Raw genomic sequence first — 21,812 nt, 5'->3', positions numbered from 1 at the left:
CGGCCTGCCACCAGAGCAGGTCGCCTGCGCGAGTCCTGGACCACCCGTTCCACCAGGTGGGCCGGTTGCGCAAGCCCCCACCCATTGTCGAGTAATGCAGGAGACTTCCGTGTCGGCGTACGCGATCGTCAAGACCGGCGGCAAGCAGTACAAGGTTGCCGTCGGCGACGTGGTCGAGGTCGAGAAGCTCGAGGGCGAGCCGGGCACCGAGCACATTCTCCCCGCCGTTTTGTACGTCGACGGTGGCGATGTCACCACGGACGCCGACGCGCTGGCGAAGGTCTCGGTCACCGGCAAGGTCGTCGAGCAGACCAAGGGTCCGAAGATCCGGATCCACAAGTTCAAGAACAAGACGGGCTACCACAAGCGTCAGGGTCACCGGCAGAAGCTGACCCGCGTCGAGGTCACCGCCATCTCCCTGTAAGAACTTCTCCGGATCTGCTTTTTCAGAAAGAGGGCTGAGCCATGGCTCACAAGAAGGGTGCGTCCAGCTCCCGCAACGGTCGCGATTCGAACGCGCAGCGCCTCGGCGTCAAGCGCTTCGGCGGCCAGCAGGTCAACGCCGGCGAGATCCTGATCCGCCAGCGCGGCACCAAGTTCCACCCCGGCGTGAACGTCGGCCGTGGCGGCGACGACACGCTGTTCGCGCTGGCCACCGGTGCGGTCCAGTTCGGCGAGAAGCGTGGCCGCAAGACGGTCAACATCGTGCCGTCCGAAGCCTGAGTCCACGGCTTCGAGTTAGACCTCTGACGAGGGGTGGGGCCGGAATATCCGGTGCCACCCCTCGTTTGTTTTGTACGGGTTCTTTTTCGCGAGTGAATAGAGGCAAGTCATGGCGTCCCGGTTCGTGGACCGAGCGGTCATCCACCTGACCGCCGGCGACGGGGGCAACGGCTGCGCCTCGGTGCACCGCGAGAAGTTCAAGCCCCTCGGCGGCCCGGACGGCGGCAACGGCGGCAACGGCGGCGACGTCCTGCTGGTCGTCGACCCGAACGTGCACACCCTGCTCGACTTCCACTTCCGCCCGCACGCCAAGGCGGGCAGCGGCAAGATGGGCCAGGGCGGTAACCGCGCGGGCGCGGCGGGGGAGACCCTGGTGATGAAGGTCCCGTCGGGCACCGTCGTCTTCACCGAAGACGGCGAGCTGGTCGCCGACCTCATCGGCCCGGGCACCACGTTCGTCGCGGCGCAGGGCGGCCGCGGTGGCCTCGGCAACGCGGCGCTGTCGTCGAAGGCGCGCAAGGCCCCCGGGTTCGCGCTGCTGGGCGAGCCGGGCGAGACCCGCAACCTCGTGCTGGAGCTGCGTTCGGTCGCCGACGTCGGCCTGCTGGGCTTCCCGTCCGCCGGCAAGTCGTCGCTGATCTCGGTGCTGTCCGCGGCCAAGCCGAAGATCGCCGACTACCCGTTCACCACACTGGTGCCGAACCTCGGCGTCATCACCGGCGGCGAGACGGTGTTCACGATGGCCGATGTGCCGGGCCTGATCCCCGGGGCGTCCGAGGGCAAGGGCCTGGGCCTGGACTTCCTCCGCCACATCGAGCGCTGCGCGGTGCTGGTGCACGTCGTCGACTGCGCGACCCTCGAGCCCGGCCGCGACCCGGTGTCCGATGTGGACGCTCTGGAAGAGGAGCTCGCCAAGTACACCCCGGGCCTCGGCGGGAAGCTCGAGGAGCGCCCGCGCGTGGTCGTGCTCAACAAGATCGACGTCCCGGAGGCCGCCGAGCTCGCCGAGTTCGTCCGGCCGGAGTTCGAAGCCCGCGGCCTGCAGGTGTTCGAGGTTTCCACGGCGTCGCGCAAGGGTCTGCGGGAGCTGACCTTCGCGCTCGCCAAGGTGGTCGAGCAGTACCGCGAGATGCAGCCGGTGCTGGAGCCGGAGAAGATCGTCCTGCGGCCGCTCGCCGTCGACGACAGCGGGTTCACCGTCGAGGCCGACCCCGAGGAAGAGGGCGCGTTCATCGTGCGCGGCGTCCGCCCGGAGCGGTGGATCCGCCAGACCGACTTCGGCAACGACGAGGCCGTCGGCTACCTGGGCGACCGGCTCAACCGCCTCGGCGTCGAGGACAAGCTGGCGAAGCTCGGCGCGCGGCCGGGCAGCCCGGTCACGGTCGGCGACGTCCAGTTCGAGTGGGAGCCGTCGACGCCGAGCGTCGCGATGCACCTGTCCGGGCGCGGCACGGACGTCCGCCTCGAGAACCACGACCGCGTCGGTGCGGCCGAGCGCAAGGAAGCCCGCCGGATCCGGCGCGACGGTTCGGGTGAGGACGAGCTGGACCTCGACGAATGAGCGGCACGCGGGAAGCCATCGCGGCCGCCCGGCGGCTGGTGGTCAAGGTCGGTTCGTCGGCGCTGACCACGGCGGGCAGCGGGCTCGACGTGGCCCGGCTGGACGCGCTGGTCGACGCGATCGCGGAGCGCGTCTCCCGGGACGCGCAGATCGTCCTCGTGTCGTCGGGTGCGATCGGGGCCGGGCTGGCCCCGCTCTCGCTCGGCAAGCGTCCCCGTGACCTCGCGACCCAGCAGGCGGCGGCGAGCGTCGGCCAGCTGGCTCTGGCGCACGCGTACGCGGAGTCGTTCGGCCGGTTTTCGCTGACGGTCGGCCAGGTCCTGCTGACGTCCGACGACGTCGTCCGGCGGTCGCACTACCGCAACGCGCAGCGGACGTTCTCGCGGCTGCTGGCGCTCGGCGCGGTCCCGGTGGTCAACGAGAACGACACGGTGGCCACGGAAGAGATCCGCTTCGGCGACAACGACCGCCTGGCGGCCCTGGTGGCCCACCTGATCGGCGCGGACGCGCTGGTCCTGCTGTCCGATGTGGACGGTCTCTACGACGGCGACCCCCGCGACGGCGCCACCCGCAAGCTCACCGAGGTCCTCTCGGAGTCCGATGTGGACGGAATCTCGGTCGGCATGTCCAGCTCCGGCCTCGGCACGGGCGGCATGGTCTCGAAGCTGGCGGCGGCCCGCACGGCGGCGGGCGCGGGCATCCCGGTCCTGCTGGCGGCGGCGTCGGAGGCCGCCGCGGCCCTGACGACGGCGTCCCCGGGAACGGCGTTCGCCCCGGCGGACACGCGCCTGTCGGCCCGCCGCTTCTGGCTGGGCTACGCGGCGGACACGACGGGCAAGCTCCGCCTGGACGACGGCGCGGTGACGGCGGTGGTCCGCCGCCGCAGGTCGCTGCTGGCGGCCGGGATCACGGGCGTGGAGGGCGAGTTCCAGGCGGGCGACGTGGTCGATCTGGTGGACGCGAAGGACCGCCCGGTGGCCCGCGGAGTGGTGGCGTTCGACGCGACCGAGCTCCCGGACCTGATCGGCCGATCAACCCCCGAGCTCCCGCCGGAGCAACGCCGCGAGGTGGTCCACGCCGACGACCTGGTCCCCCTCCGCCGCTAGCGCTCCGCGGACTCGCGTGATCCAAAGGGCATCACCGTGTCGCCCCTTCAATCACACGTGATGCCTCTCCAATCACACGTGATGCCCCTCTGATCACGTCGGATGTCACCCCACCGAGACCAATCGGGCACCGCCGTCGGCTTCCAGGACCGTGCCGCTCAGGTTGCGGTTCGTCGCCGCCAGCGCCACCACCTCGGCGACGTCGTCCGCCGTCGCCACGCGGCGGGACGGGATCGAAGCCGCCGTCTGCGCGAAGAACCCTTCCCGCATCTCCGCCGGGAAGCCGCTCCACCACGCCGTGTCCACGACCCCCGGCGAAACCGCGTTCACCCGCCGCGGCGCCAGCTCGACCGCGAGCGGCTTGACCAGCGCCTCCACCGCCGCGTTGAGCGCGCCGATGCCCGCCGTCCCCGGCATGGCCGCGTGCGCGCTGATCGCGCCCAGCAGCGTGATCGACCCGTCCGCGGCCAGGTGCGGCAGCACCGCCTGGATCGTGGTCAGGTGCGCCCAGAACTTCGCGTCGAAGGCGCGGCGCAGCACCTCGAGGTCCAGCGACGCGATCGGCCCCATCCCTTCGGCGCCGGACAGGCTCACCACCAGCACGTCGACCGTCCCCAGCGACGATGCCAGCGCCGTCATCGCCGCCGCGTCCCCGCCGTCGGCCTGGTGCCCCGTCAAAGACGGGTCGCTGACCGCGACGTCGTCGAGGCGCTCCTTGCCGCGCCCGGTGACGTGGACGTCGTAACCCCGCTCGCTCAGCCGCCGCGCGGTCGCCAGGCCGATGCCCGAGGTGCCGCCGGCGACAAGTGCGATGCTCATGCTCGTTCCCCATTTCGAACCGGTACGTCTCGTTTCGAAATAGACGCTACCATCGGATCCCATGACCGACCAGTCCCGTCCCGGCCGCAAGCGCAGCGAACAGAGCCGGCTGGCGATCCTCGCCGCCACGCTCGACCTGGTCGCGGAGGCGGGCTACGGCACGCTGACCGTCGAGGGCATCGCCGCGCGCTCCGGCGTCGGCAAGCAGACGATCTACCGCTGGTGGCCGTCGAAGGCCGACGTCCTCCTCGACGCGCTCGCGACGAAAGCGGACCTCTACGTGCCGATCCCCGACGAGGGGACGTTCCGCGCCGACCTCGCCGGCTTCCTGGGCAGCACGTTCGAATTGGGCGAGAAAGCCCAGGTGGCGGACACCTTGCGCGCGCTGATGGCGCAGGCGCAGATCGACCCGGAGTTCGGCAAGCGGTTCCGCGAAGACTTCCTCAACCGTCGCCGCGAAGCGCTCGGCGTCATCGTCGACCGCGCCCGCGAGCGCGGCGAACTGCCCGGAGGAGTCGACTCCGGCACGGTGATCGACGTCGTGTTCGGCACGCTCTGGTACCGGCTCCTCGCGACGCGGGAGCCGATCGGCCGAGGCCTGGCCGGTGAACTGGTGGCGCTACTGGCCGATCACGGGGCTTCGACCGCCGAAATCCGGTAGCGCGCCACCGACGCGTCGAGGATCTGCACGGCCTGCTCCTCCGACGGCCCGGACCCGCGGAAGCGCTCCAGGTCCTCATCGGACTCCCAGCGCTCGTACACGGTGATCCGGCCGGGGTCGAGCAGGTCGGCACCCAGCGAGTATTCGAGGCAGCCGGGAGCTTCCCGCGCCAGCCGCACAGCCTCGCGACAGTCGTCGAGGTAGGCATCGCGGCTTTCGGGAGCGACGGCGAGCCAGCCGGCGATGATGATCATGTCGGGTTGATCCGGTCCGGCTTGATCGTGAGCAGCAGCCGTGTCTGGTCCCGGCCACCCCACCACGGGTACGGCCCACCGAGGTAACGCTGCGAGAGCTGCTCGATGTGCTCGACGGCGCCGTCCTCGGTCGTGTCGATGACCTGTCCTCGGATCGCGTAGTAGCGCGACGGCCGTTCGCGGTCGGCGACGTTGAGCGCCACCCGCGGGTCGCGCTCGATGTTGCGCTGCTTCTGGTGACCCAGCACGGTGTTGACGAGGATGTGCGTCCCGTCGGTGTCCACCCAGGTCTGGGTGAGCTGCGGAGAGCCGTCGGGCATCAAGGTCGACAGGAAGCAGAGGCTGGGCTCGCGCAGCAGGGCGAGCAGATCGCCGGGCAGTTCCACAGTGGTCTCCCGCTAGAGCTGGTCGGGCGCTTCGATGCCGAGCAACGAGAGCCCGAGCGCGAGCGTGTGCGACGTCAGCGTAGTCAACCTCAGCCGGGACGCGCGCAGTGACGGCGAAGACGCCTTCAGGACCGGACATTCCTCGAAGAACCGGGAAAACGCGACCGCCGTCTCGTACAGGAACGTGCAGAGCTTGTGCGGCGCGTAACCGTCCGTCGCGGCCTTCAGCGCTTCGCCGAACCTGAGCAGCTTCAGCGCCAGCGCCCGTTCCGCCGGTGCTTCCAGAGCGATTTCCGTACCGCCGGGTACGCCGTCCGCCTTCCGCAGGATGGACTGCGTCCGCGCGTGCGCGTACTGGAGGTACACGGACGTGTTGCCCTCCTTGGCGAGCATCCGGTCCCAGGCGAAGACGTAGTCGCGTTCGCGGTCGCCGGACAGGTCGGCGTACTTCACCGCGCCGATGCCGACCGCCCGGGCGACTTCGGCCTGCCCCGCGGCGTCGAGTTCACTGCGTTCGGCGACGACTGCCGCGGCCTGCGTCACGGCTTCGGTGAGCAGGTCGGCGAGCTTGACCGTGTCGCCGGAGCGGGTCCGCATGGTCTTGCCGTCCGCGCCCAGCACCGTGCCGAAGCCGATGTGCTCGGCGTGCCCGGTCAGCCAGCCGGCGGCGCGGCAGACGGCGAACACCATCGCGAAGTGCTGCGCCTGCGGTGTCCCGACGACGTAGAGGAGATCGGTCGCGCCGCGTTCGGCCGTCCAGTACCGGACGGTCGCCAGGTCGGTCGCGGCGTACCCGTAGCCGCCGTCGCGCTTGCGGACGATCAGCGGCAGCCGGTCGCCTTCGCGGTTGCGGAACCCCTCGGGGAACACGCAGACGGCGCCGTCGCTGAGCTCGGTCAGCCCGGCCTGCTCGAGGTCGGCGACCACCGTCGCGAGGTACGGGTTGTAGAAGCTTTCGCCGTAGATGTCCTGGTCCGTCAGCGAGATTCCGAGCAGCGCGTAGACCGCGTCGAAGTGCCGGGTCGATTCGGCGACGAGCTCCCGCCAGACGGCCAGGGTTTCTTCGTCGCCGCTTTGCAGCTGCACGACGCGGTCGCGTGCGCGGGTCGCGAACGCGTCGTCGCCGTCGAACTTCTGCCGCGCTTCGCGGTAGAACGCGTCGAGGTCGGCGATGGCGCGGTGCCCGGCCGGGACGTCGAGGAGGTGCTCGATGAGCATGCCGAACGGCGTGCCCCAGTCGCCGAGGTGGTTGTGCGGCAGCACTTCGTGCCCGGCGAACCGCAGCAGGCGCGCGAGCGCGTCGCCGATCACCGTCGTGCGCAGGTGCCCGACGTGCATCTCCTTCGCGACGTTCGGGCTGCTGTAGTCGAGCGCGATCCGGCGCGGTTCAGTCGTTTCCGGCACGCCGAGCCGCGGATCGCCGAGCAGCGCGGCGGTACGAGACTCCAGCCATTCCTTGCGCAGCACGAAGTTCAGGAACCCCGGCCCGGCGACCTCGGGCGGATCGGCGATCCCGTCGAGCTCGAGCGCGCCGGCGATCAGCGTCGCGACTTCGCGCGGCGGGCGGCCGAGCCGTTTGCCCAGGCTCATCGCGAGGTTGCCCTGGTAGTCGACGCCTTCGCGCGGCGACGCCTGGATCAGCGCCTGCCCCGGCATCAGTTCGACGTCCAGTGCTTTGCCGGCGGCGGCCACCACGCGGCGCGCCAGCTCCTCGGTAACGTCGGCGGTCTGCACGGTGTCCCTCCTTCGGCTCGGTGTCGGAGCACGCAGCGTAGCGAGCGTGACCGGCCGGTGACGAAGGGTTTACCGCAGCTCGCTGCCCTTCGTTTCGGGCAGCGTGAGGATGACGGCGAACGCGATCGCCGCGCCGGCCGCCACGTACCAGAAGTAGAGCGTCTGCGAGACCGCGCCGAAGACGGTGATGAGCAGTGGCGCGGTGCCGCCGAAGATCGCGACGGTCAGGTTGTACCAGGCACCGATCCCGAGCCCGCGCAGTTCGGTGGGGAACAGCTCGCTCATGATGGCCGGCGCGATCGACGTCATGGCCGTGTACAGCCCGAGCCCGACGCAGAACACCACGAGCAGCCCGCCGATGTTCGGGCCGATCAAGGTGGACAGCGGCACGACGACGACCGCGGTCACCCCGGACCAGACGAGCAGCTGCGGCTTCCGCCCGACCCGGTCCGCGAGCGCGCCCATCGGGTACTGCAGGGCGATGAACAGCGCCGTGCCGACGGAAAGCGCGAGGAACACGGCGTCCGCGTCGGCGTGGCGGTTCTTCACCGCGAAGGACGTGAGCGCGCTGAAGAACGTGTAGTAGCAAAGGGTCGAGAGCATCGTGAAGCCGACGAGCCTGCCGACGGCCTTGGGGTGGTGCGTCAGCGTCGTCAGCAGCGGCCGTTCGAGCTTCCGCGCCTTGGCCTTCGTCTGCTCGAACAGTTCGGTCTCGGCGATGCTGCGGCGCAGCCACAGCCCGATCAGGCCGAAGACACCGCCCAGCAGGAACGGCAGCCGCCAGCCCCACGACGCGAGCTGCGCCTTGTCCAGCGCCCGGGCCAGGACGAACCCGAGCACGGTCGCGATCAGCACGGCCGTCCCGGTCGAGATGTAGAAGAACGCCGAGTACCGCCCGCGACGCTCCGGCGGTGCGATCTCGCCCAGGTAGGCCGACGCGTTCGACACCTCACCGCCGAGCGACAGCCCCTGCGCGACGCGGGCGAGCAGCAGCAGGATCGGCGCCAGCCAGCCGACCTGGGAGAACGTCGGCAGCAGGCCGATCGCGACCGAGCCGCCGGCCATCAGCAGGATGGTGAGGATCATGGCGGGCTTGCGGCCGCGCGTGTCCGCGAAGCGCCCGAGCAGCACGCCGCCGAGCGGGCGGAAGAAGAACGCGAGCGCGTAGGTGGCGAACGTGTTGATCAGCGCGAGCGTGTCGTTCCCGGCCGGGAAGAACGCGCTGGCGAAGTAGATGCTGAACGTCGCGTAGATCGTCCAGTCGAACCACTCCAGCGCATTGCCCGCGCTCGCCGCGAACAGCTTGCGCACCGGCAGCCGGTGCCGCTGGGATGCCTGCACGGTGGACTCGGTCATGGCGGCCTCCACGTCACCCCCGAAGGTGCAACGGGACTTTGCCACATACGTCCGCAGTCCGAAAGGTTCCCACCGTCCGGAATCCCGGTTCCCTCCCTCCTACGCGGTGCTCGCCAGCGCGAACGGCAGGACCGCCGGTGCCCCGGCCTTCCGCAGCAGGCGCGTGGCCAGCGTCATCGTCCAGCCGGTGTCGATGACGTCGTCCACCAGCAGGACCGGTCCGCCCGGCAGGACCCCGGCGAGATCGGCGGGCATGCTCATCCGCCGCCACAGGTCGGCCAGCCGCTGCGCGCTGTTCGCCTGCCGCGGGGGTGGCCCTTCGGCGTCGAGGGCGCCGAGGAAGTCCAGCTTGCCGATCTCGGCCAGCCGCGTAGCGAGGCTGTACACGAGCTGCGGCCGCGTTTCCGACGGCACCGCCACCACCGCGACCGGCCGCTCCGCCCACTGCCACCCGGCGAGCACCTGGACGCAGGCCTTGAACACCGAGTCCGGCACCTCGGTGTCCTTCGCCTGCGGCCCGACGAGTTCCCGCAGCCGGTTGCCCCATCCGACGTCGGTGAGCCGCCCGAGCACCTGGCCCGGCTCGGCCTGGTCGTCGGCGCTGATCCGGCCGGACACCGGAACGTCCAAAGAGGACATCCCGGTGGGCCACTGCTTCCGCGGCGCGACCTCGACGCCGGGACGCTGCAGCCGTTCCCGGGTCGCTTCGGCGACGTCGTCGGCCACCGTCGTGTCCCAGTGCTGGCCGGTGCAGTTGTCGCACCGCCCGCACGGCGCCGCTTCCGGGTCGTCGAGCTGGCGCCGCAGGTACTCCATCCGGCAGCCGTCGGCCGCCAGGTAGCCGACCATCGCGTCCTGCTCGCGGTTGCGGGCTTCGGCGACGCGCTTGTAGCGCCCGCTGTCGTACTCCCAGTTCTCGCCCGTGCTCGTCCAGCCGCCCTTGACGCGCCGCACCGCGCCGTCGACGTCCAGGACCTTGAGCACCATTTCCAGCCGCGACCGGGAAAGCTCCACCGACGGCTCGAGCGCGGCCGTCGAAAGGGGACGGTCGGCGTAGGAGAGCGTGTTCAGCACCTGGGTCACCCGCAGCTCGTCCGGGAAGGCGAGCGACCCGAAGTACGCCCAGATCGCCTTGTCCTCCTCGCCGGGCAGCAGCACGACCTCGGCGCGTTCCACGCCACGCCCGGCGCGGCCGACCTGCTGGTAGTACGCGATCGGCGACGACGGCGCGCCGAGGTGCACGACGAACCCGAGGTCCGGCTTGTCGAACCCCATGCCCAGCGCGGACGTCGCGACCAGCGCCTTGACCCGGTTGCCGAGTAGGTCGTCCTCAGCGGCCTGCCGGTCGGCCGGGTCGGTCTTGCCGGTGTAGGCCGCCACCGGGTAGCCGCGGTCCTTCAGCAGCGACGCGACGTCGTGCGCCGCCGCCACGGTGAGCGTGTAGATGATCCCCGACCCGGGCAGCTCGGCCAGGTGCTCGGCGAGCCAGGCCAGCCGCGCCTGCGACGTCGGCAGCCGGCACACCGACAACCGCAGGCTCTCCCGGTCGAGGCTGCCGCGCAGGACGAGCGTGTCGGTGCCCGTGCCGAGGCCCAGCTGCTCGGCGACGTCGGTGACGACGCGGTCGTTCGCCGTCGCCGTGGTCGCCAGCACGGGCACGCCGTCGGGCAGGTCGCCCAGCAGCGTGCGCAGGCGCCGGTAGTCCGGCCGGAAGTCGTGCCCCCAGTCGGAGATGCAGTGCGCCTCGTCGACCACCAGCAGCCCGGTGCTCGCGGTCAGCTTCGGCAGGACGTTGTCGCGGAAGTCCGGGTTGTTCAGCCGTTCGGGACTGACCAGCAGGACGTCCACCTCGCCGGCCGCGACCGAGGCCTGGACCTGCTCCCACTCCTGCGGGTTCGCGGAGTTCATGGTGGCCGCGTGGATCCCGGCGCGGGCCGCCGCCGAGATCTGGTTGCGCATCAGGGCGAGCAGGGGCGAGACGATGACCGTCGGGCCGCTGCCCTGTTCCCGCAGCAGCGCCGTGGCCAGGAAGTACACCGCCGACTTGCCCCAGCCGGTGCGCTGCACGACCAGCGCGCGACGCCGCTGCGCGACGAGGGCCTCGATGGCCGTCCACTGGTCTTCGCGCAGCTTCGCCGAGTCACCGGCCAGGTCCCGGAGGAGGGTCTCGGCGCGGTCGCGGAGGGCTGGGGTGGTGCTGGTCGTGTCCACGTCCCCACGTCTACCCCATGGCACCGACGATCCGGGAATCGGCGGCGTCGCGAACGGACCGTTCGCGACGAATACGGGTGGTTATGTGACCTGAATCACATCCGTTGCCCGGTCGGGCGAGGTGGCGCAGAGCACCCGGCGTCCCGCGCGCGCGATGTATAGGCTCCCGGGTCATGTCACCACGGCGGATCGGGGTCATGGGCGGCACGTTCGACCCCGTGCACCACGGCCACCTCGTCGCGGCCAGTGAGGTCCAGTCCCGGTTCGGGCTCGACGAAGTGATCTTCGTCCCCACCGGCCAGCCCTGGCAGAAGACCAGCCGCCAGGTGACCAAGGCCGAGGACCGCTACCTGATGACGGTCATCGCGACCGCGTCCAACCCGGTGTTCTCGGTCAGCCGCGTCGACATCGACCGCGCCGGCCAGACCTACACCGTCGACACCCTGCGCGACCTCCACGCCGAGTACCCCGAGGACCAGCTCTTCTTCATCACCGGCGCCGACGCGCTCGAGCAGATCCTGACCTGGCACAAGGCCGACGAGCTGTTCGACTTCGCGCACTTCATCGGCGTCACCCGGCCCGGCTACCGGCTCAATTCGCACCACCTGCCCAGCGGCAAGGTGAGCCTCGTCGAGGTCACCGCGATGGCGATCTCGTCGACCGGCTGCCGCGACCGCGTCGAACGCGGGGAGCCGGTCTGGTACCTCGTCCCCGACGGCGTGGTCCGCTACATCACCAAGAAGGATCTCTACCGGAAGAGCGACTGAAGCGCCGCTGGTCGCGGCGGGTACTCTTCTCGGGCGAACCCGATCTGTGAAGGAGCACCGTGGCAGCCACGTCCGAGGCACGAGAGCTGGCCGTAGCGGCCGCACACGCGGCGGCGGACAAGAAGGCCAGCGACGTCGTCGTGCTGGACGTGTCCGAGCAGCTCGTCATCACCGACGCCTTCGTCATCGCCTCCGCGTCCAACGAGCGCCTGGTCGGCGCGATCGTCGACAACGTCGAGGAGAAGCTGCGGGAGAGCGGGCACAAGCCGGTCCGCCGCGAAGGCGCCCGCGAGGGCCGCTGGGTCCTCCTGGACTACGTCGACGTCGTCGTGCACGTCCAGCACGTCGAGGAGCGCACGTTCTACGGCCTCGAGCGGCTGTGGAAGGACTGCCCGCGCATCGAGGTGGCCGGTCTCGAGGAGCAGCCCGCCGACGAGGACCCGGACGTCCCGTGAGCCCGCGGCGGCTCGTGCTCTGGCGCCACGGCGAGACGGACTACAACGCCGCCGGGCGGATGCAGGGTCACCTCGACTCGGCGCTGACCCCGCGCGGCTGGAACCAGGCCCGGTTCGCGGTTCCCGCACTGGCCCGGTTCTCCCCGGACCTCGTCATCGCGTCCGACCTGCGCCGCGCGACCGACACGGCCACCGTGCTCACCGACGCGATCGGCGTCCCGCTGCGGATCGACAAGCGCCTGCGCGAGACGCACCTCGGCGACTGGCAAGGGCTCACCGGCGCGGAGGTCGACGAGGCCTACCCGGGTGAGCGCGACCGCTGGCGCAAGGACGCGACGTGGGCGCCCCCCGGCGGCGAGAACCGCCTCGACGTCGCCGACCGCGCGAGCGAAGTGGTCACCGACCTGCAGCAGGCCAACTCCTCGGTGGGCGACACCGTGCTGCTGGCCGCGCACGGCGGGTTGATCACCGCGCTCACCGCGCGGCTGCTGAACCTGCCGGTGGAGGTCTGGCCGTCGCTCGGCGGGATCTCGAACTGCCACTGGGTCGAGCTGGGCGCGCGCGACGGGAAGTGGCGGCTGCAGGCCTACAACGCGGGGATGCACGGCTAGCCGATGGGGCCGCGCCTGCTCGTGTTCGGCGATTCGCTGAGCTTTCACGGTCCCGAAGGACCCTGCGCCGCCGACGAGCCGCGGCTGTGGCCCAACGTGGCCGCCGCCGCGCTGGGCGGCACCGCCGACCTGGTCGCCGGGATCGGCTGGACCGCCCGGGACGCCTGGTGGTCGCTGACCGGCGACCCGCGGGTCTGGGCCGATCTGCACCACGTCGACGCGGTCGTGCTGGCGGTCGGCAGCATGGACACGCTGCCTTCGCCGTTGCCGACCTACCTGCGCACGGGGTTGAAGTACCTGCGTCCCGACCCGGTGCGTCGCGTGGTGCGCCAGGCTTACCTGGCCGCGCAGCCCCGGCTTTCGGTCGCGTTCCGCGGCCGTCCCGTGGTGCTGCCGGCCAAGCTCACCGTGCAGTACCTCGACACGGCGGTGGGTGCGCTGCGCGTGCTGCGCCCCGATCTGCCGATCTTCAGCATGCTGCCCTCGGTGCACCGGGCGGCCGCCTACGGGGGCGTCCACACCGCGAGGCCCGGCGCCACCGCCGCGATGGCGGCCTGGGGCGCGCGGGCGGGAGTTCCGTTGCTGGACCTCGAAGCCGTTGTCGGAGAGCACGTCCTGAGCGGCGAAGGCAACCCGGACGGCATGCACTGGGGCTGGCAGGGACACGCTTCCGTGGGCGACGCGATGTCCGTGTTGATGGCGCCGGTGCTGGCCCCCGGCCACGTAGGCTGACGGCGTGTCGGTCGCCGTAGTCACGGATTCCACCGCCCACCTGCCGGAGGGCTTCGCCGAACGGCACGCGGTCCGGGTGGTGCCGCTGCACGTCCTGGTCGACGGCGTGGTCTCCCTCGACGGCGTCGAGACCGGCCCGGCGGCGGTCGCCGAGGCGATGAGCCAGCGCAAGATCGTCACGACGTCCCGGCCGACGCCCACGGAGTTCGTGAAGGAGTACCGCGCGGCGCTCGCCGACGGCGCCGATTCGATCGTTTCGGTGCACCTGTCGCGCGAGCTGTCGGGCACTTGGGAAGCGGCGGTGCTGGCGGCGCAGGAGGTCGGGCCGGACCGGGTCCGCGTGGTCGACTCGCGCACCACCGCGATGGGGCTCGGGTTCGCCGCGCTGCACGCCGCTTCGGCTGCCGCGGACGGGGCTCCGGCGGCGGAAGTCGAGGCCGCGGCCGTGACTGCGGCCGGGTGCTCGTCGACGTTGTTCGTCGTGGAAACCCTCGACCACCTGCGCCGCGGCGGCCGGATCGGCCCGGCGGCCGCGCTGCTCGGCACGGCGCTGGCAGTGAAGCCGGTGCTGCACATGTCCGAAGGCCGGATCCTGCCGCTGGAGAAGGTCCGCACCATGAACCGGGCGCTCGCGCGGCTGGTCGAGCTCGCCGCCCAGGCCGCGCGGGACGACGACGTCGAACTGGCCGTCCACCACCTCGCTTCGCCGGAGCGGGCGGTCGAGCTGGCGAACCGGCTGGAAGAGGCCGTGCCGCGCTCGGCGGGCTGCGTGGTTTCCGAGCTGGGGGCGGTGATCGGGGCCCACACCGGGCCCGGTGTGCTCGGCGTGGTCGTGCAGCGGACGGTTCCCTCGCGCGGCTAGTGCGCCGCGGGAACGTTCCCTTCGGGCACCCGGGCGGCCGACGGCGCGCCGAACCCTCCAGGATGCCACCCGGGTACGACGGAAACGGCCGGTCCCGGCCCGGGCGGGGCGGATCCGTCCACATCACCCCGGTTGTCCACAGGACGCGGCGGCACCCCTGTCGGACGCCGCCCCGCGAGCCCTAACGTCGATCGTGTGTTCGAGCAGCCCGCCCGGGATCCGGGCCCTCCCGTCAACGACCGGCTCGCCTGGCTGGCCGACCAGCTCTCGCCCGACGAGAGCACGGTCGGGCCCGGCGGCCGGCTGGTCCGGCGCTGGCTGCCGGGCGGCCCGGCCGGTGCCGGCCGTCGCCGGTGGGCGTTCGCCGGTGTCCTCCTGTCGGTCGTGGTGATCGTCCTCGGTTCGGTCGCGCTCTTCGGCGGCCCGCCGGTACCCGAGCCACCACCCGCGCTGCCCAGCGCGAAACCGGCGAGCGAAGCATCGGCCCGCGCCGCACCGCAGGCCGGTCTGGTCGTCAGCGTGATCGGCCGCGTCCGGTCGCCCGGCCTCGTCACCGTGGTCCAGGGCGCCCGCGTCGCGGACGTGCTGCGGGCCGCGGGCGGCGCCGAGCCCGGCGCGGACCTGAGCGCGCTCAACCTCGCCCGCCGGGTGACCGACGGGGAACAGCTCGCGGTCGGGATCCCGGCGCCGGCCGCCGTGGCCGACGGTGCTCCGGCGGGCGCCAGGGTCGACCTCAACGCGGCGAGCGCGGACCAGCTGGACACCCTGCCGGGCGTCGGCGAGGTGACGGCCCAGCGGATCGTCCAGTGGCGCACCGAGCACGGCGGCTTCTCGAAGGTCGAGCAACTGCGCGATGTCAGCGGCATCGGGGAAAGCAAGTTCGAAAAGCTGCGCGAGCAGGTGATGGTCGGATGAGCTCGCTGCCCACCACCGACACCCGGCAGGACATGCGGCTCGTCCCGGCGGCGCTGGCGTGCTGGCTCGCCGCACTCGGCGGCCTGCTGCTGGGCTGGTGGACGGCCGTCGCCGCCGGTCTCGCCTCGGCCGTGCTGGCCGGGCTGGTGCTCTGGCGGGCCCGGGGCCGTCCCCGGGCGCTCGGCGCGGCGGCGGCCCTGCTGGTATTGGGCCTCGTCGCGGCGGGGCCGGTCGCCTGGCGGATCCGGGACGCGCAGCACGACGACCTCCGCGCGGCTGCGGCCGACGGGCTCCCCGCGTCGATGCGGGTCGTCGTCGCCGAGCGACCGAAGCCCGTGCGCGGTGCGGGTTACGCCGACCAGCAGGCCGGTGCCCGGTCGGTCGTGCTGGCGGCCGACGTCCGCACGGCGTCGGTCGACGGCCGGCCGGTCACTTCGTCCGGGCGCGTCCTGCTGCTGGCGCCGGTGGCGCAGTGGGTTTCGCTGCTGCCGGGCCAGGACGTGACGGCGAGCGGCCTGCTGATGCCGCCGCGCGGATCGGACCTGACCGTCGCGGTGTTGTCCGTACGCGGCCCGCCGGGCGACCTCGGGCCGGCGCCGTGGTGGCAGCGGACCGCGGCCGGGCTGCGTGCCGGGCTCCACGACCTGTGCCAGGTCCTGCCGGACGAACCGGCCGGCTTGCTGCCGGGGCTGGTCCTGGGCGACACGAGCGGGCTGTCGCCGCGGGTCGAGCAGGAGTTCGTCACCGCCGGGCTCACCCATCTGACCGCCGTCAGCGGGGGAAACCTCGCTGTGGTGTGTGGCGCGGTCCTGCTCCTGCTGCGGTTGCTGCGGCTCGGGCCCCGCCTCTCGGCGGTGGCGGCCGGCACCTGCCTGGCGGGGTTCCTCGTCCTGGTCGGGCCGGAGCCGAGCGTGCTGCGGGCCGGGGTGATGGCGGCGGTCGCGTTGCTGGCTCTGGCGTTGGGCAAGCGCGGCTCGGCGTTGCCCGCACTGGCGTTCGCGGTGTGCGTGCTGGTGGTGACGGATCCGGCGCTGGCGACGGACTTCGGGTTCGCGCTGTCGGTGTTCGCCACCGCCGGGCTGGTTCTCATCGCGCCCCGCTGGGCCGCCGCGCTGGCTCGTCGCGGCGTCCCGCCGGGGTTCGCCGAAGGACTGGCGATCCCGCTGGCCGCCTTCGTCGTGACGGCGCCGGTCCTCGCGGGCATGGCGGGCACGGTGAGCCTGGTTTCGGTGCTGACCAACGTCCTCGCCGCGCCCGTGGTCGCCCCGGCGACGGTGCTCGGCGTGCTGGCGACGGTGCTCGGTCCCTGGTGGCCGGGCGCCGGGAAGGTCCTGGTGCACCTCGCCGACCCGGAGGCCCGGTGGCTGATCACCGTGGCGCGCCACGGTGCGCGGGCTCCCGGCGCGGTCGTCGCGTGGCCCGGCGGCTGGGCGGGCGGGCTGCTCGCCGCCGCCGTGCTGGTGGTGCTGGTGCTCGCTGCCCGGCACCGGCGCGTGCGGCTGGTGATGGCGGTGCTGGTCGTCGGCGGGCTGCTGGTGTTCGTGCCGGTCCGGGTGCTCGCGCCGGCGTGGCCACCGCGGAACTGGGCGATGGTCGAGTGCGACGTCGGGCAGGGCGACGCGGTCGTGCTGGCGACCGCCGAGCCGGGACGCGCGGTCGTCGTGGACACCGGGCCCGAGCCGGGGCCGGTGGACGAGTGCCTGCACCGGCTGGCGGTCGACCGGATCCCGCTGCTGGTGCTGAGCCACCTGCACGCCGACCACATCGGCGGGCTGGCGTCGGTCTTCGACGGCCGGGCGGTCGGCGCGGTCGCCGTCGGCCCGGGGCGGGCGCCGGAGTGGGCGTGGCGGCAGGTCGCCGCGGAGGCGCGCCGGTGGGGCGTGCCGCTGGTGGAGCTGAACCCGGGGGAGCGGCTGGCGTGGCCGGGGCTGTCGCTCGACGTCCTCGGCCCGCGCTACGTGCCGGAGCGCTCGGCCGGGCAGCAGGACGGCACGACGATCAACAACAGCTCGGTCGTCCTGCGGGCGCAGTCCGCGGCCGGCCGGGTGCTCCTGACCGGCGACGTCGAACTGGCGGCGCAGGCGGATCTCCTGGCGGACATCGGAAACCTGAAGGCGGAGGTGTTGAAGGTGCCTCACCACGGCAGCCGCTATTCGCTGCCGGCGTTCCTCGCGGCGGTGGCGCCGCGGGTGGCGTTGGTCAGCGTGGGCGCGGGCAACACCTACGGGCACCCGAACAAGTCCACAATGGACACTCTGACGGCGCTGGGCGCCCTGGTCACCCGGACCGACCTGGACGGCGACACCGCGGTGGTCGGCGACCCGGCGGGGCCGGCGGTCGCGCGGCGGGGCGAGCCGCGAGGCCCGCCTCGGCGCTGAAACCGGGGCGGGCGGCGAAGCCCGCCCCGGCCGGACGTCAGTAGCCGAGCGCCTCGTTCACGGCCTTGGCCGACGGCGGCACGGTCGCCTTCGGGCCGACGTGGTTCTCGATCGCGTCGAGGGTCTTGAGGCCGTCGCCGGTGATCAGCAGCACCGTCTCGGCGTCCGGGTCGAGCTTGCCCGTCTCGATCAGCTTCTTCGCCGTCGCGACGGTGACCCCGCCCGCGGTCTCGGTGAAGATGCCTTCGGTGCGGGCCAGCAGCCGGATGCCTTCGACGACCTCTTCGTCGCTGACGTCCTCGATCGAGCCGCCGGTGCGGTTGACGATGTCGAGCACGTACGGGCCGTCGGCCGGGTTGCCGATCGCGAGCGAGCGGGCGATCGTGTCCGGCTTCACCGGCTGGACCACGTCCTGGCCGGCGCGGAACGCGGCCGACACCGGCGAGCAGCCGGTGGCCTGCGCACCGAACACCTTGTACGGGCTGGCGTCCACGAGACCGAGCTGGCCCAGCTCGCGGAAACCCTTGTCCACCTTGGTCAGCTGCGAACCGGAGGCGATCGGCACGACGATCTGCGGCGGGATGCGCCAGCCGAGCTGCTCGGCGACCTCGAAGGCCAGCGTCTTCGAGCCTTCGGAGTAGTACGGCCGGACGTTCACGTTCACGAACGCCCACTTCGGGTGCTCGCCGGCGAGCTCGGTGGCGAGGCGGTTGACGTCGTCGTAGTTGCCGTCGACGGCGATGAGGTCGCCGTCGTAGACCGCGGTGGTGAGGATCTTGGCGCGCTCGAGGGTCTTCGGGATCAGCACGACCGACCGCCAGCCCGCACGGGCCGCGGCGGCGGCCGTCGCGTTGGCCAGGTTGCCGGTCGAGGGACAGGCGAGCACCTCGAACCCGAACTCGCGGGCCGCGGCCAACGCGACGGCGACGACGCGGTCCTTGAACGAGTGCGTCGGGTTGCCGGTGTCGTCCTTGACCCAGAGGCGCTTGAGGCCGAGCTCCTTGGCGAGGCGGTCGGCGCGGATGAGCCGGGTCGCGCCGGGCTCGGTGTTCGGGATCTCTTCGACGTTGGACGGAACCGGGAGGAGCTTCTTGTAGCGCCAGATGTTCTTGGGGCCGGCCTCGATGTCTTCGCGGCGGACGCGGCCGAAGTCGTAGGCGACCTCGAGCGGCGAGAAGTCCTCGGCGGAGACGAACTCCGGGGCGAGCGGCTGCCGGTGGCCCTCTTCCTTCGACACCAGTTCGACGGCCGGACCGAGATCCGGGGTCTTCGTGGTGGAGGTCGTGCCGAGGGTTGCGGTCATCGCGAGGTTCCTTTCCTCATCTGCCCCGCCGAAGCGGGCCGGAATTGGCACCGTGGTCGTCAGCTACCCCGCGATCGCGGGATGACGGGCTGTACGCCGGTTGCCGGGGCTTCGTCGGGCCGTTCCCTCTGCCCCTCTGGATGAGCGGTATTCGGTTGTCGGTGCGCGCCAACGAGCGCGCCGCCTCCAGGACACCGTACGACATGGCGCTCACGCTGTGCCATGCCGGCCGCTCGACATCACCGGAGCGGGCGCACGGCAGCGCAAGTGAGAGGATTCACCCGTGACCGCCCAAGCCACCGCCCCGGCCCCGCTGCACCTGGTCCTGGGTGAGGAAGAACTGCTGATCGAGCGCGCCGTCCGCGAGACGCTCACCGCGGCCCGCGCGATCGACGCCACGGCCGAGCTGACCCGGGTCCGGGTGTCCGATCTCACAGCCCCCGAGCTGGCCGAACTCGTCAGCCCGTCGCTGTTCAGCGAGGGCCGCGTGATCGTCCTGGAGTCGGCGCAGGACATCTCGCAGGAGCTGGCCGACGCGGTGGCGTCCTACCTGAAGGACCCGGCGGACGGCGTGGTGCTGGTCGTCGTGCACACCGGCGGCGGGCGCAGCAAGGCGGGCAAGACGCTCCCGGCGGTGTTGAAGAAGGCCGGCGCCGAGGTCACGGAGTGCCCGAAGCTCACCAAGCCGGCCGAGCGCGAGCAGTTCGTGCGCCACGAGGTGCGCCGGGCGGGCGGCAAGATCGATGCGGCCGGGGTCGCCGCGCTGATCGAAGCCGTGGGCTCCGACCTGCGGGAACTCTCCTCGGCCGCGATGCAGCTCGTCGCGGACGCGGGCGGGTCCGTCGACGCGGACGCGGTCCACCGCTACCACCGCGGCCGCGCGGACGTGACCGGCTTCGCGGTCGCGGAGAAGGCCGTGAGCGGCGACCGTTCGGCGGCCCTGGAGTCGTTGCGCTGGGCGATGCAGCTGGGCGTCCCGCACGTCCTGGTCGCGGACGCACTGGCCGACGCGGTCCGCACGATCGCCCGGGTCTCGGGCGCGGGCCGGGGCAACCCGAACCAGCTGGCGGGCGAGCTGGGCATGCCGCCGTGGAAGATCCGCAAGGCGCAGGGCCAGGTCCGCGGCTGGAACCAGGACGGCCTGGCCACGGCGATGCGCGTGGTGGCCAGGCTGAACGCCGAGGTCAAGGGCGTGGCGGCGGACCCGGGCTACGCCCTGGAACGAGCGGTCCTCCAGGTAGCGGCCGCCAAGGGCGACCGCTGACCGGGTCGCACCCTGCAACGCGCGGCCCTCGAGGTGGCCGCCAAGGGCAGCCGCTGACCCGCTCTTGCGGCTCGGGTAACCGCGCGAGTGCCGGTCCGCGCTCGCAAGCGACCGCAGGCGGCACCGCCCTCCACCACGCGAAGCCCCCTCGGGCATGAAGAAAGCCCCGGCCGAAGCCGGGGCTTTCCCAGAAATCAACCAGCTCAGAGCGCGTTGACGCGCTTCGCCAGCGCCGACTTCTTGTTGGCGGCCTGGTTGGCGTGGATGACGCCCTTCGAGACGGCCTTGTCCAGCTTCTGGGCGGCGTCGCGCTGCAGCTCGGCGGCCTTCGCCTTGTCGCCGGCCTCGGCGGCTTCGCGGACCTTGCGGATCGCGGTCTTCACCGAGGACCGGATCGCCTGGTTGCGCTGACGCGCCTTCTCGTTCGTCGTGATGCGCTTGATCTGCGACTTGATGTTGGCCATAGGGCAACTCCTGTTTCACTCGGTGAGATTCGCCGCCGCGCTGAATTGGCCCCACTCGAAGAGCGGGCTTCCTCCATGACGGAATGCCGCACGGGCAGCGAGCGACAACTCTAACAGCCCAGCTCGGACGGCCCGCGACCGCGTCCGGCAAGACCCCGATCACCAGGAGTACGGTGGACGGCGGTCAGTGCCTAGGGTTCCGTCGCCGGTCCGCGCACCCCGCACCACACAACCGGGACCCGGCGAGTCTGGTCCGAGCGGCACCATCGGCGGGCCCGGACGGCCGGTCGTTCATCTGACGGGGCAAAAGCCTGGAGGACCCGGTTTTCGCGCGCGCGAAAACCCGTAAGGGGTCCCGTGAACACCACCGCCTTGTCCTTCGTCCTCGTCGCGGCCGTCGTGCACGCCGCGTGGAACCTCGCCGCCAAGCGGATCTCCTCCGGTGGCACGCAGTTCGTCTGGCTCTACTACACGGTTTCCGCCGTCGTCCTGCTGCCCGTGACGGTCGTGCTGCTGGTCGTCGAGCCGGAACGTCCACAGTGGAGCTGGCTGCTGGCCGCCGTCGGCACGTCGGTGCTGCACGTCGCCTACGGCATCGTCCTGCAACGCGGCTACCGCGTCGGCGACCTCTCCGTCGTCTACCCCGTCGCGCGGGGCACCGGGCCGCTGCTGTCGGTGCTGGCGGCCGTCCTGGTGCTCGGCGAACGGCCCGGCTGGCTCGGCCTGCTCGGCGCGTTCCTGGTGATCACCGGGGTGCTGGTGATCAGCACCGGCCGCGGCGGCGACGCGCACGACCCGGCCGCCGCCAAGGCACGGCGCGCGGGGATCCTCTACGGCCTCCTGACCGGCGCCACGATCGCCGGCTACACGCTCTGGGACGCGCACTCGGTGACCGGCATCGGCATGCCTCCGGTCGTCTACTTCGGCCTCGGCTCGGTGCTCCAGAGCGTCATGCTCGTGCCCGGCGCGCTCGCCGGCCGCGACGAGGTGGCCCGGATCTGGCGCGACCAGCGCCGTGAAGTGCTGATCGTCGCACTGCTGTCGCCACTGGCCTACATCCTCGTGCTGTTCGCGCTCACGATGGCGCCGGTCAGCCTGGTCGCGCCCGCCCGGGAGCTGAGCATCGTGCTCGGCGGCCTGGCCGCCTGGCTGGTGCTGGGCGAACGCGACGCCGTGCGGCGGCTCGCCGGGTCGGTGATCGTGCTGTCCGGGATCGCCGCGATTGCGGCCGCCTGAGCGCGTCCGGTAGG

General features: G+C 72.1%; 22 protein-coding genes and 1 riboswitch. Of the genes, 14 read left to right on the top strand and 8 right to left on the bottom strand.

What is annotated here, in order from left to right; translation table 11 throughout:
* Window positions 1-109 precede the first annotated feature (109 nt).
* From rplU to proB, 4 genes are all read left to right on the top strand, one after another.
* A complete protein-coding gene (rplU, locus tag QSK39_RS27430) occupies window positions 110-424 on the top strand; it encodes a 50S ribosomal protein L21 (RefSeq protein WP_003067132.1) in 315 nt (104 codons plus the stop codon).
* Window positions 425-465: 41 nt separating this feature from the next.
* Entirely contained in the window at window positions 466-723 is a 258-nt protein-coding gene (gene rpmA, locus QSK39_RS27425) for a 50S ribosomal protein L27 (protein WP_285480691.1), read from the top strand.
* A 109-nt stretch (window positions 724-832) separates the two neighbouring features.
* The gene (gene obgE, locus QSK39_RS27420; RefSeq protein ID WP_285480690.1) at window positions 833-2,284 is read left to right on the top strand and encodes a GTPase ObgE; all 1,452 of its coding nucleotides are present in this window, start codon (window positions 833-835) and stop codon (window positions 2,282-2,284) included.
* Window positions 2,281-3,390, top strand: a complete 1,110-nt coding sequence (gene proB, locus QSK39_RS27415) for a glutamate 5-kinase (RefSeq protein ID WP_285480689.1) — start codon at window positions 2,281-2,283, stop codon at window positions 3,388-3,390. Before obgE ends, proB begins: the two co-directional genes overlap by 4 nt.
* Window positions 3,391-3,495: 105 nt before the next feature.
* Here proB and QSK39_RS27410 read toward each other — a convergent pair whose 3' ends face one another.
* On the bottom strand, window positions 3,496-4,209 hold the full coding sequence (locus QSK39_RS27410) for an SDR family oxidoreductase (RefSeq protein WP_285480688.1): 714 nt from the start codon (window positions 4,207-4,209) through the stop codon (window positions 3,496-3,498).
* Window positions 4,210-4,270: 61 nt separating this feature from the next.
* Between QSK39_RS27410 and QSK39_RS27405 the strand changes: the two genes are divergently transcribed.
* Window positions 4,271-4,870 (top strand): TetR/AcrR family transcriptional regulator, encoded by a 600-nt coding sequence (locus QSK39_RS27405; protein ID WP_285480687.1) that lies wholly within the window; start codon window positions 4,271-4,273, stop codon window positions 4,868-4,870.
* Here QSK39_RS27405 and QSK39_RS27400 read toward each other — a convergent pair.
* From QSK39_RS27400 to QSK39_RS27380, 5 genes are all read right to left on the bottom strand, one after another.
* A complete protein-coding gene (locus tag QSK39_RS27400; RefSeq protein WP_285480686.1) occupies window positions 4,840-5,124 on the bottom strand; it encodes a putative quinol monooxygenase in 285 nt (94 codons plus the stop codon). The genes QSK39_RS27405 and QSK39_RS27400 overlap by 31 nt on opposite strands.
* Entirely contained in the window at window positions 5,121-5,510 is a 390-nt protein-coding gene (locus tag QSK39_RS27395; protein WP_285480685.1) for a PPOX class F420-dependent oxidoreductase, read from the bottom strand. Before QSK39_RS27395 ends, QSK39_RS27400 begins: the two co-directional genes overlap by 4 nt.
* Before the next feature lie 12 nt (window positions 5,511-5,522).
* Entirely contained in the window at window positions 5,523-7,244 is a 1,722-nt protein-coding gene (gene argS, locus QSK39_RS27390) for an arginine--tRNA ligase (RefSeq protein WP_285480684.1), read from the bottom strand.
* A gap of 69 nt (window positions 7,245-7,313) precedes the next feature.
* A complete protein-coding gene (locus tag QSK39_RS27385) occupies window positions 7,314-8,600 on the bottom strand; it encodes an MFS transporter (RefSeq protein ID WP_285480683.1) in 1,287 nt (428 codons plus the stop codon).
* A gap of 99 nt (window positions 8,601-8,699) precedes the next feature.
* Window positions 8,700-10,811 (bottom strand): RecQ family ATP-dependent DNA helicase, encoded by a 2,112-nt coding sequence (locus tag QSK39_RS27380; RefSeq protein ID WP_285480682.1) that lies wholly within the window; start codon window positions 10,809-10,811, stop codon window positions 8,700-8,702.
* A gap of 197 nt (window positions 10,812-11,008) precedes the next feature.
* Here QSK39_RS27380 and nadD point away from each other — a divergent pair, with 197 nt between their 5' ends.
* The 7 genes from nadD to QSK39_RS27345 all read left to right on the top strand — a co-directional run bounded on the left by nadD (window position 11,009) and on the right by QSK39_RS27345 (window position 17,531).
* Window positions 11,009-11,578 carry a nicotinate-nucleotide adenylyltransferase gene (nadD, locus tag QSK39_RS27375; RefSeq protein ID WP_434056734.1) on the top strand — a complete coding sequence of 190 codons (570 nt, stop codon included), beginning with the start codon at window positions 11,009-11,011 and terminating at the stop codon, window positions 11,576-11,578.
* Between the two features lie 59 nt (window positions 11,579-11,637).
* On the top strand, window positions 11,638-12,033 hold the full coding sequence (rsfS, locus tag QSK39_RS27370; protein WP_285480681.1) for a ribosome silencing factor: 396 nt from the start codon (window positions 11,638-11,640) through the stop codon (window positions 12,031-12,033).
* Complete coding sequence (locus QSK39_RS27365) at window positions 12,030-12,644, top strand: histidine phosphatase family protein (protein WP_285480680.1); 615 nt, start codon at window positions 12,030-12,032, stop codon at window positions 12,642-12,644. The genes rsfS and QSK39_RS27365 overlap by 4 nt, the downstream gene beginning before the upstream one ends.
* Window positions 12,645-12,647: 3 nt before the next feature.
* On the top strand, window positions 12,648-13,376 hold the full coding sequence (gene octT, locus QSK39_RS27360; RefSeq protein WP_285480679.1) for a diglucosylglycerate octanoyltransferase: 729 nt from the start codon (window positions 12,648-12,650) through the stop codon (window positions 13,374-13,376).
* A 4-nt stretch (window positions 13,377-13,380) separates the two neighbouring features.
* On the top strand, window positions 13,381-14,238 hold the full coding sequence (locus QSK39_RS27355; RefSeq protein WP_285480678.1) for a DegV family protein: 858 nt from the start codon (window positions 13,381-13,383) through the stop codon (window positions 14,236-14,238).
* Between the two features lie 195 nt (window positions 14,239-14,433).
* Window positions 14,434-15,153, top strand: a complete 720-nt coding sequence (locus QSK39_RS27350; RefSeq protein WP_285480677.1) for a ComEA family DNA-binding protein — start codon at window positions 14,434-14,436, stop codon at window positions 15,151-15,153.
* Window positions 15,150-17,531, top strand: a complete 2,382-nt coding sequence (locus QSK39_RS27345) for a ComEC/Rec2 family competence protein (protein ID WP_285480676.1) — start codon at window positions 15,150-15,152, stop codon at window positions 17,529-17,531. The genes QSK39_RS27350 and QSK39_RS27345 overlap by 4 nt, the downstream gene beginning before the upstream one ends.
* 37 nt (window positions 17,532-17,568) lie before the next feature.
* On the opposite strand, the gene thrC is transcribed toward QSK39_RS27345, so the two are convergent.
* Window positions 17,569-18,834 carry a threonine synthase gene (gene thrC / locus QSK39_RS27340; protein ID WP_284742038.1) on the bottom strand — a complete coding sequence of 422 codons (1,266 nt, stop codon included), beginning with the start codon at window positions 18,832-18,834 and terminating at the stop codon, window positions 17,569-17,571.
* 13 nt (window positions 18,835-18,847) lie between these two features.
* Window positions 18,848-18,981: riboswitch (SAM riboswitch) on the bottom strand.
* Between the two features lie 136 nt (window positions 18,982-19,117).
* Between thrC and holA the strand changes: the two genes are divergently transcribed.
* The gene (gene holA / locus QSK39_RS27335) at window positions 19,118-20,098 is read left to right on the top strand and encodes a DNA polymerase III subunit delta (protein WP_285480675.1); all 981 of its coding nucleotides are present in this window, start codon (window positions 19,118-19,120) and stop codon (window positions 20,096-20,098) included.
* Window positions 20,099-20,301: 203 nt separating this feature from the next.
* Here holA and rpsT read toward each other — a convergent pair whose 3' ends face one another.
* On the bottom strand, window positions 20,302-20,562 hold the full coding sequence (rpsT, locus tag QSK39_RS27330) for a 30S ribosomal protein S20 (protein WP_091316168.1): 261 nt from the start codon (window positions 20,560-20,562) through the stop codon (window positions 20,302-20,304).
* A gap of 357 nt (window positions 20,563-20,919) precedes the next feature.
* On the opposite strand from rpsT, the gene QSK39_RS27325 reads away from it, so the two are divergent.
* Window positions 20,920-21,798 (top strand): DMT family transporter, encoded by an 879-nt coding sequence (locus tag QSK39_RS27325; protein ID WP_285480674.1) that lies wholly within the window; start codon window positions 20,920-20,922, stop codon window positions 21,796-21,798.
* The last annotated feature ends 14 nt before the right edge of the window (window positions 21,799-21,812 follow it).

The sequence above is a fragment of the Amycolatopsis sp. NBRC 101858 genome, assembly GCF_030269325.1.
Lineage (GTDB): Bacteria > Actinomycetota > Actinomycetes > Mycobacteriales > Pseudonocardiaceae > Amycolatopsis > Amycolatopsis ponsaeliensis.
Note: the sequence above shows the minus strand (reverse complement) of the source record. Positions and strands in the feature narration are given on the sequence as shown.

Excerpts from the sequence above, each read along its gene's own strand:
- QSK39_RS27410 (WP_285480688.1), bottom strand. The coding sequence starts at position 4,209 with ATGAGCATCGCACTTGTCGCCGGCGGCACCTCGGGCATCGGCCTGGCG.
- QSK39_RS27405 (WP_285480687.1), top strand. The coding sequence starts at position 4,271 with ATGACCGACCAGTCCCGTCCCGGCCGCAAGCGCAGCGAACAGAGCCGG.
- rpmA (WP_285480691.1), top strand. The coding sequence starts at position 466 with ATGGCTCACAAGAAGGGTGCGTCCAGCTCCCGCAACGGTCGCGATTCG.
- proB (WP_285480689.1), top strand. The coding sequence starts at position 2,281 with ATGAGCGGCACGCGGGAAGCCATCGCGGCCGCCCGGCGGCTGGTGGTC.
- obgE (WP_285480690.1), top strand. The coding sequence starts at position 833 with ATGGCGTCCCGGTTCGTGGACCGAGCGGTCATCCACCTGACCGCCGGC.
- QSK39_RS27345 (WP_285480676.1), top strand. The coding sequence starts at position 15,150 with ATGAGCTCGCTGCCCACCACCGACACCCGGCAGGACATGCGGCTCGTC.
- QSK39_RS27385 (WP_285480683.1), bottom strand. The coding sequence starts at position 8,600 with ATGACCGAGTCCACCGTGCAGGCATCCCAGCGGCACCGGCTGCCGGTG.
- octT (WP_285480679.1), top strand. The coding sequence starts at position 12,648 with ATGGGGCCGCGCCTGCTCGTGTTCGGCGATTCGCTGAGCTTTCACGGT.
- rpsT (WP_091316168.1), bottom strand. The coding sequence starts at position 20,562 with ATGGCCAACATCAAGTCGCAGATCAAGCGCATCACGACGAACGAGAAG.
- QSK39_RS27400 (WP_285480686.1), bottom strand. The coding sequence starts at position 5,124 with ATGATCATCATCGCCGGCTGGCTCGCCGTCGCTCCCGAAAGCCGCGAT.
- thrC (WP_284742038.1), bottom strand. The coding sequence starts at position 18,834 with ATGACCGCAACCCTCGGCACGACCTCCACCACGAAGACCCCGGATCTC.
- nadD (WP_434056734.1), top strand. The coding sequence starts at position 11,009 with ATGGGCGGCACGTTCGACCCCGTGCACCACGGCCACCTCGTCGCGGCC.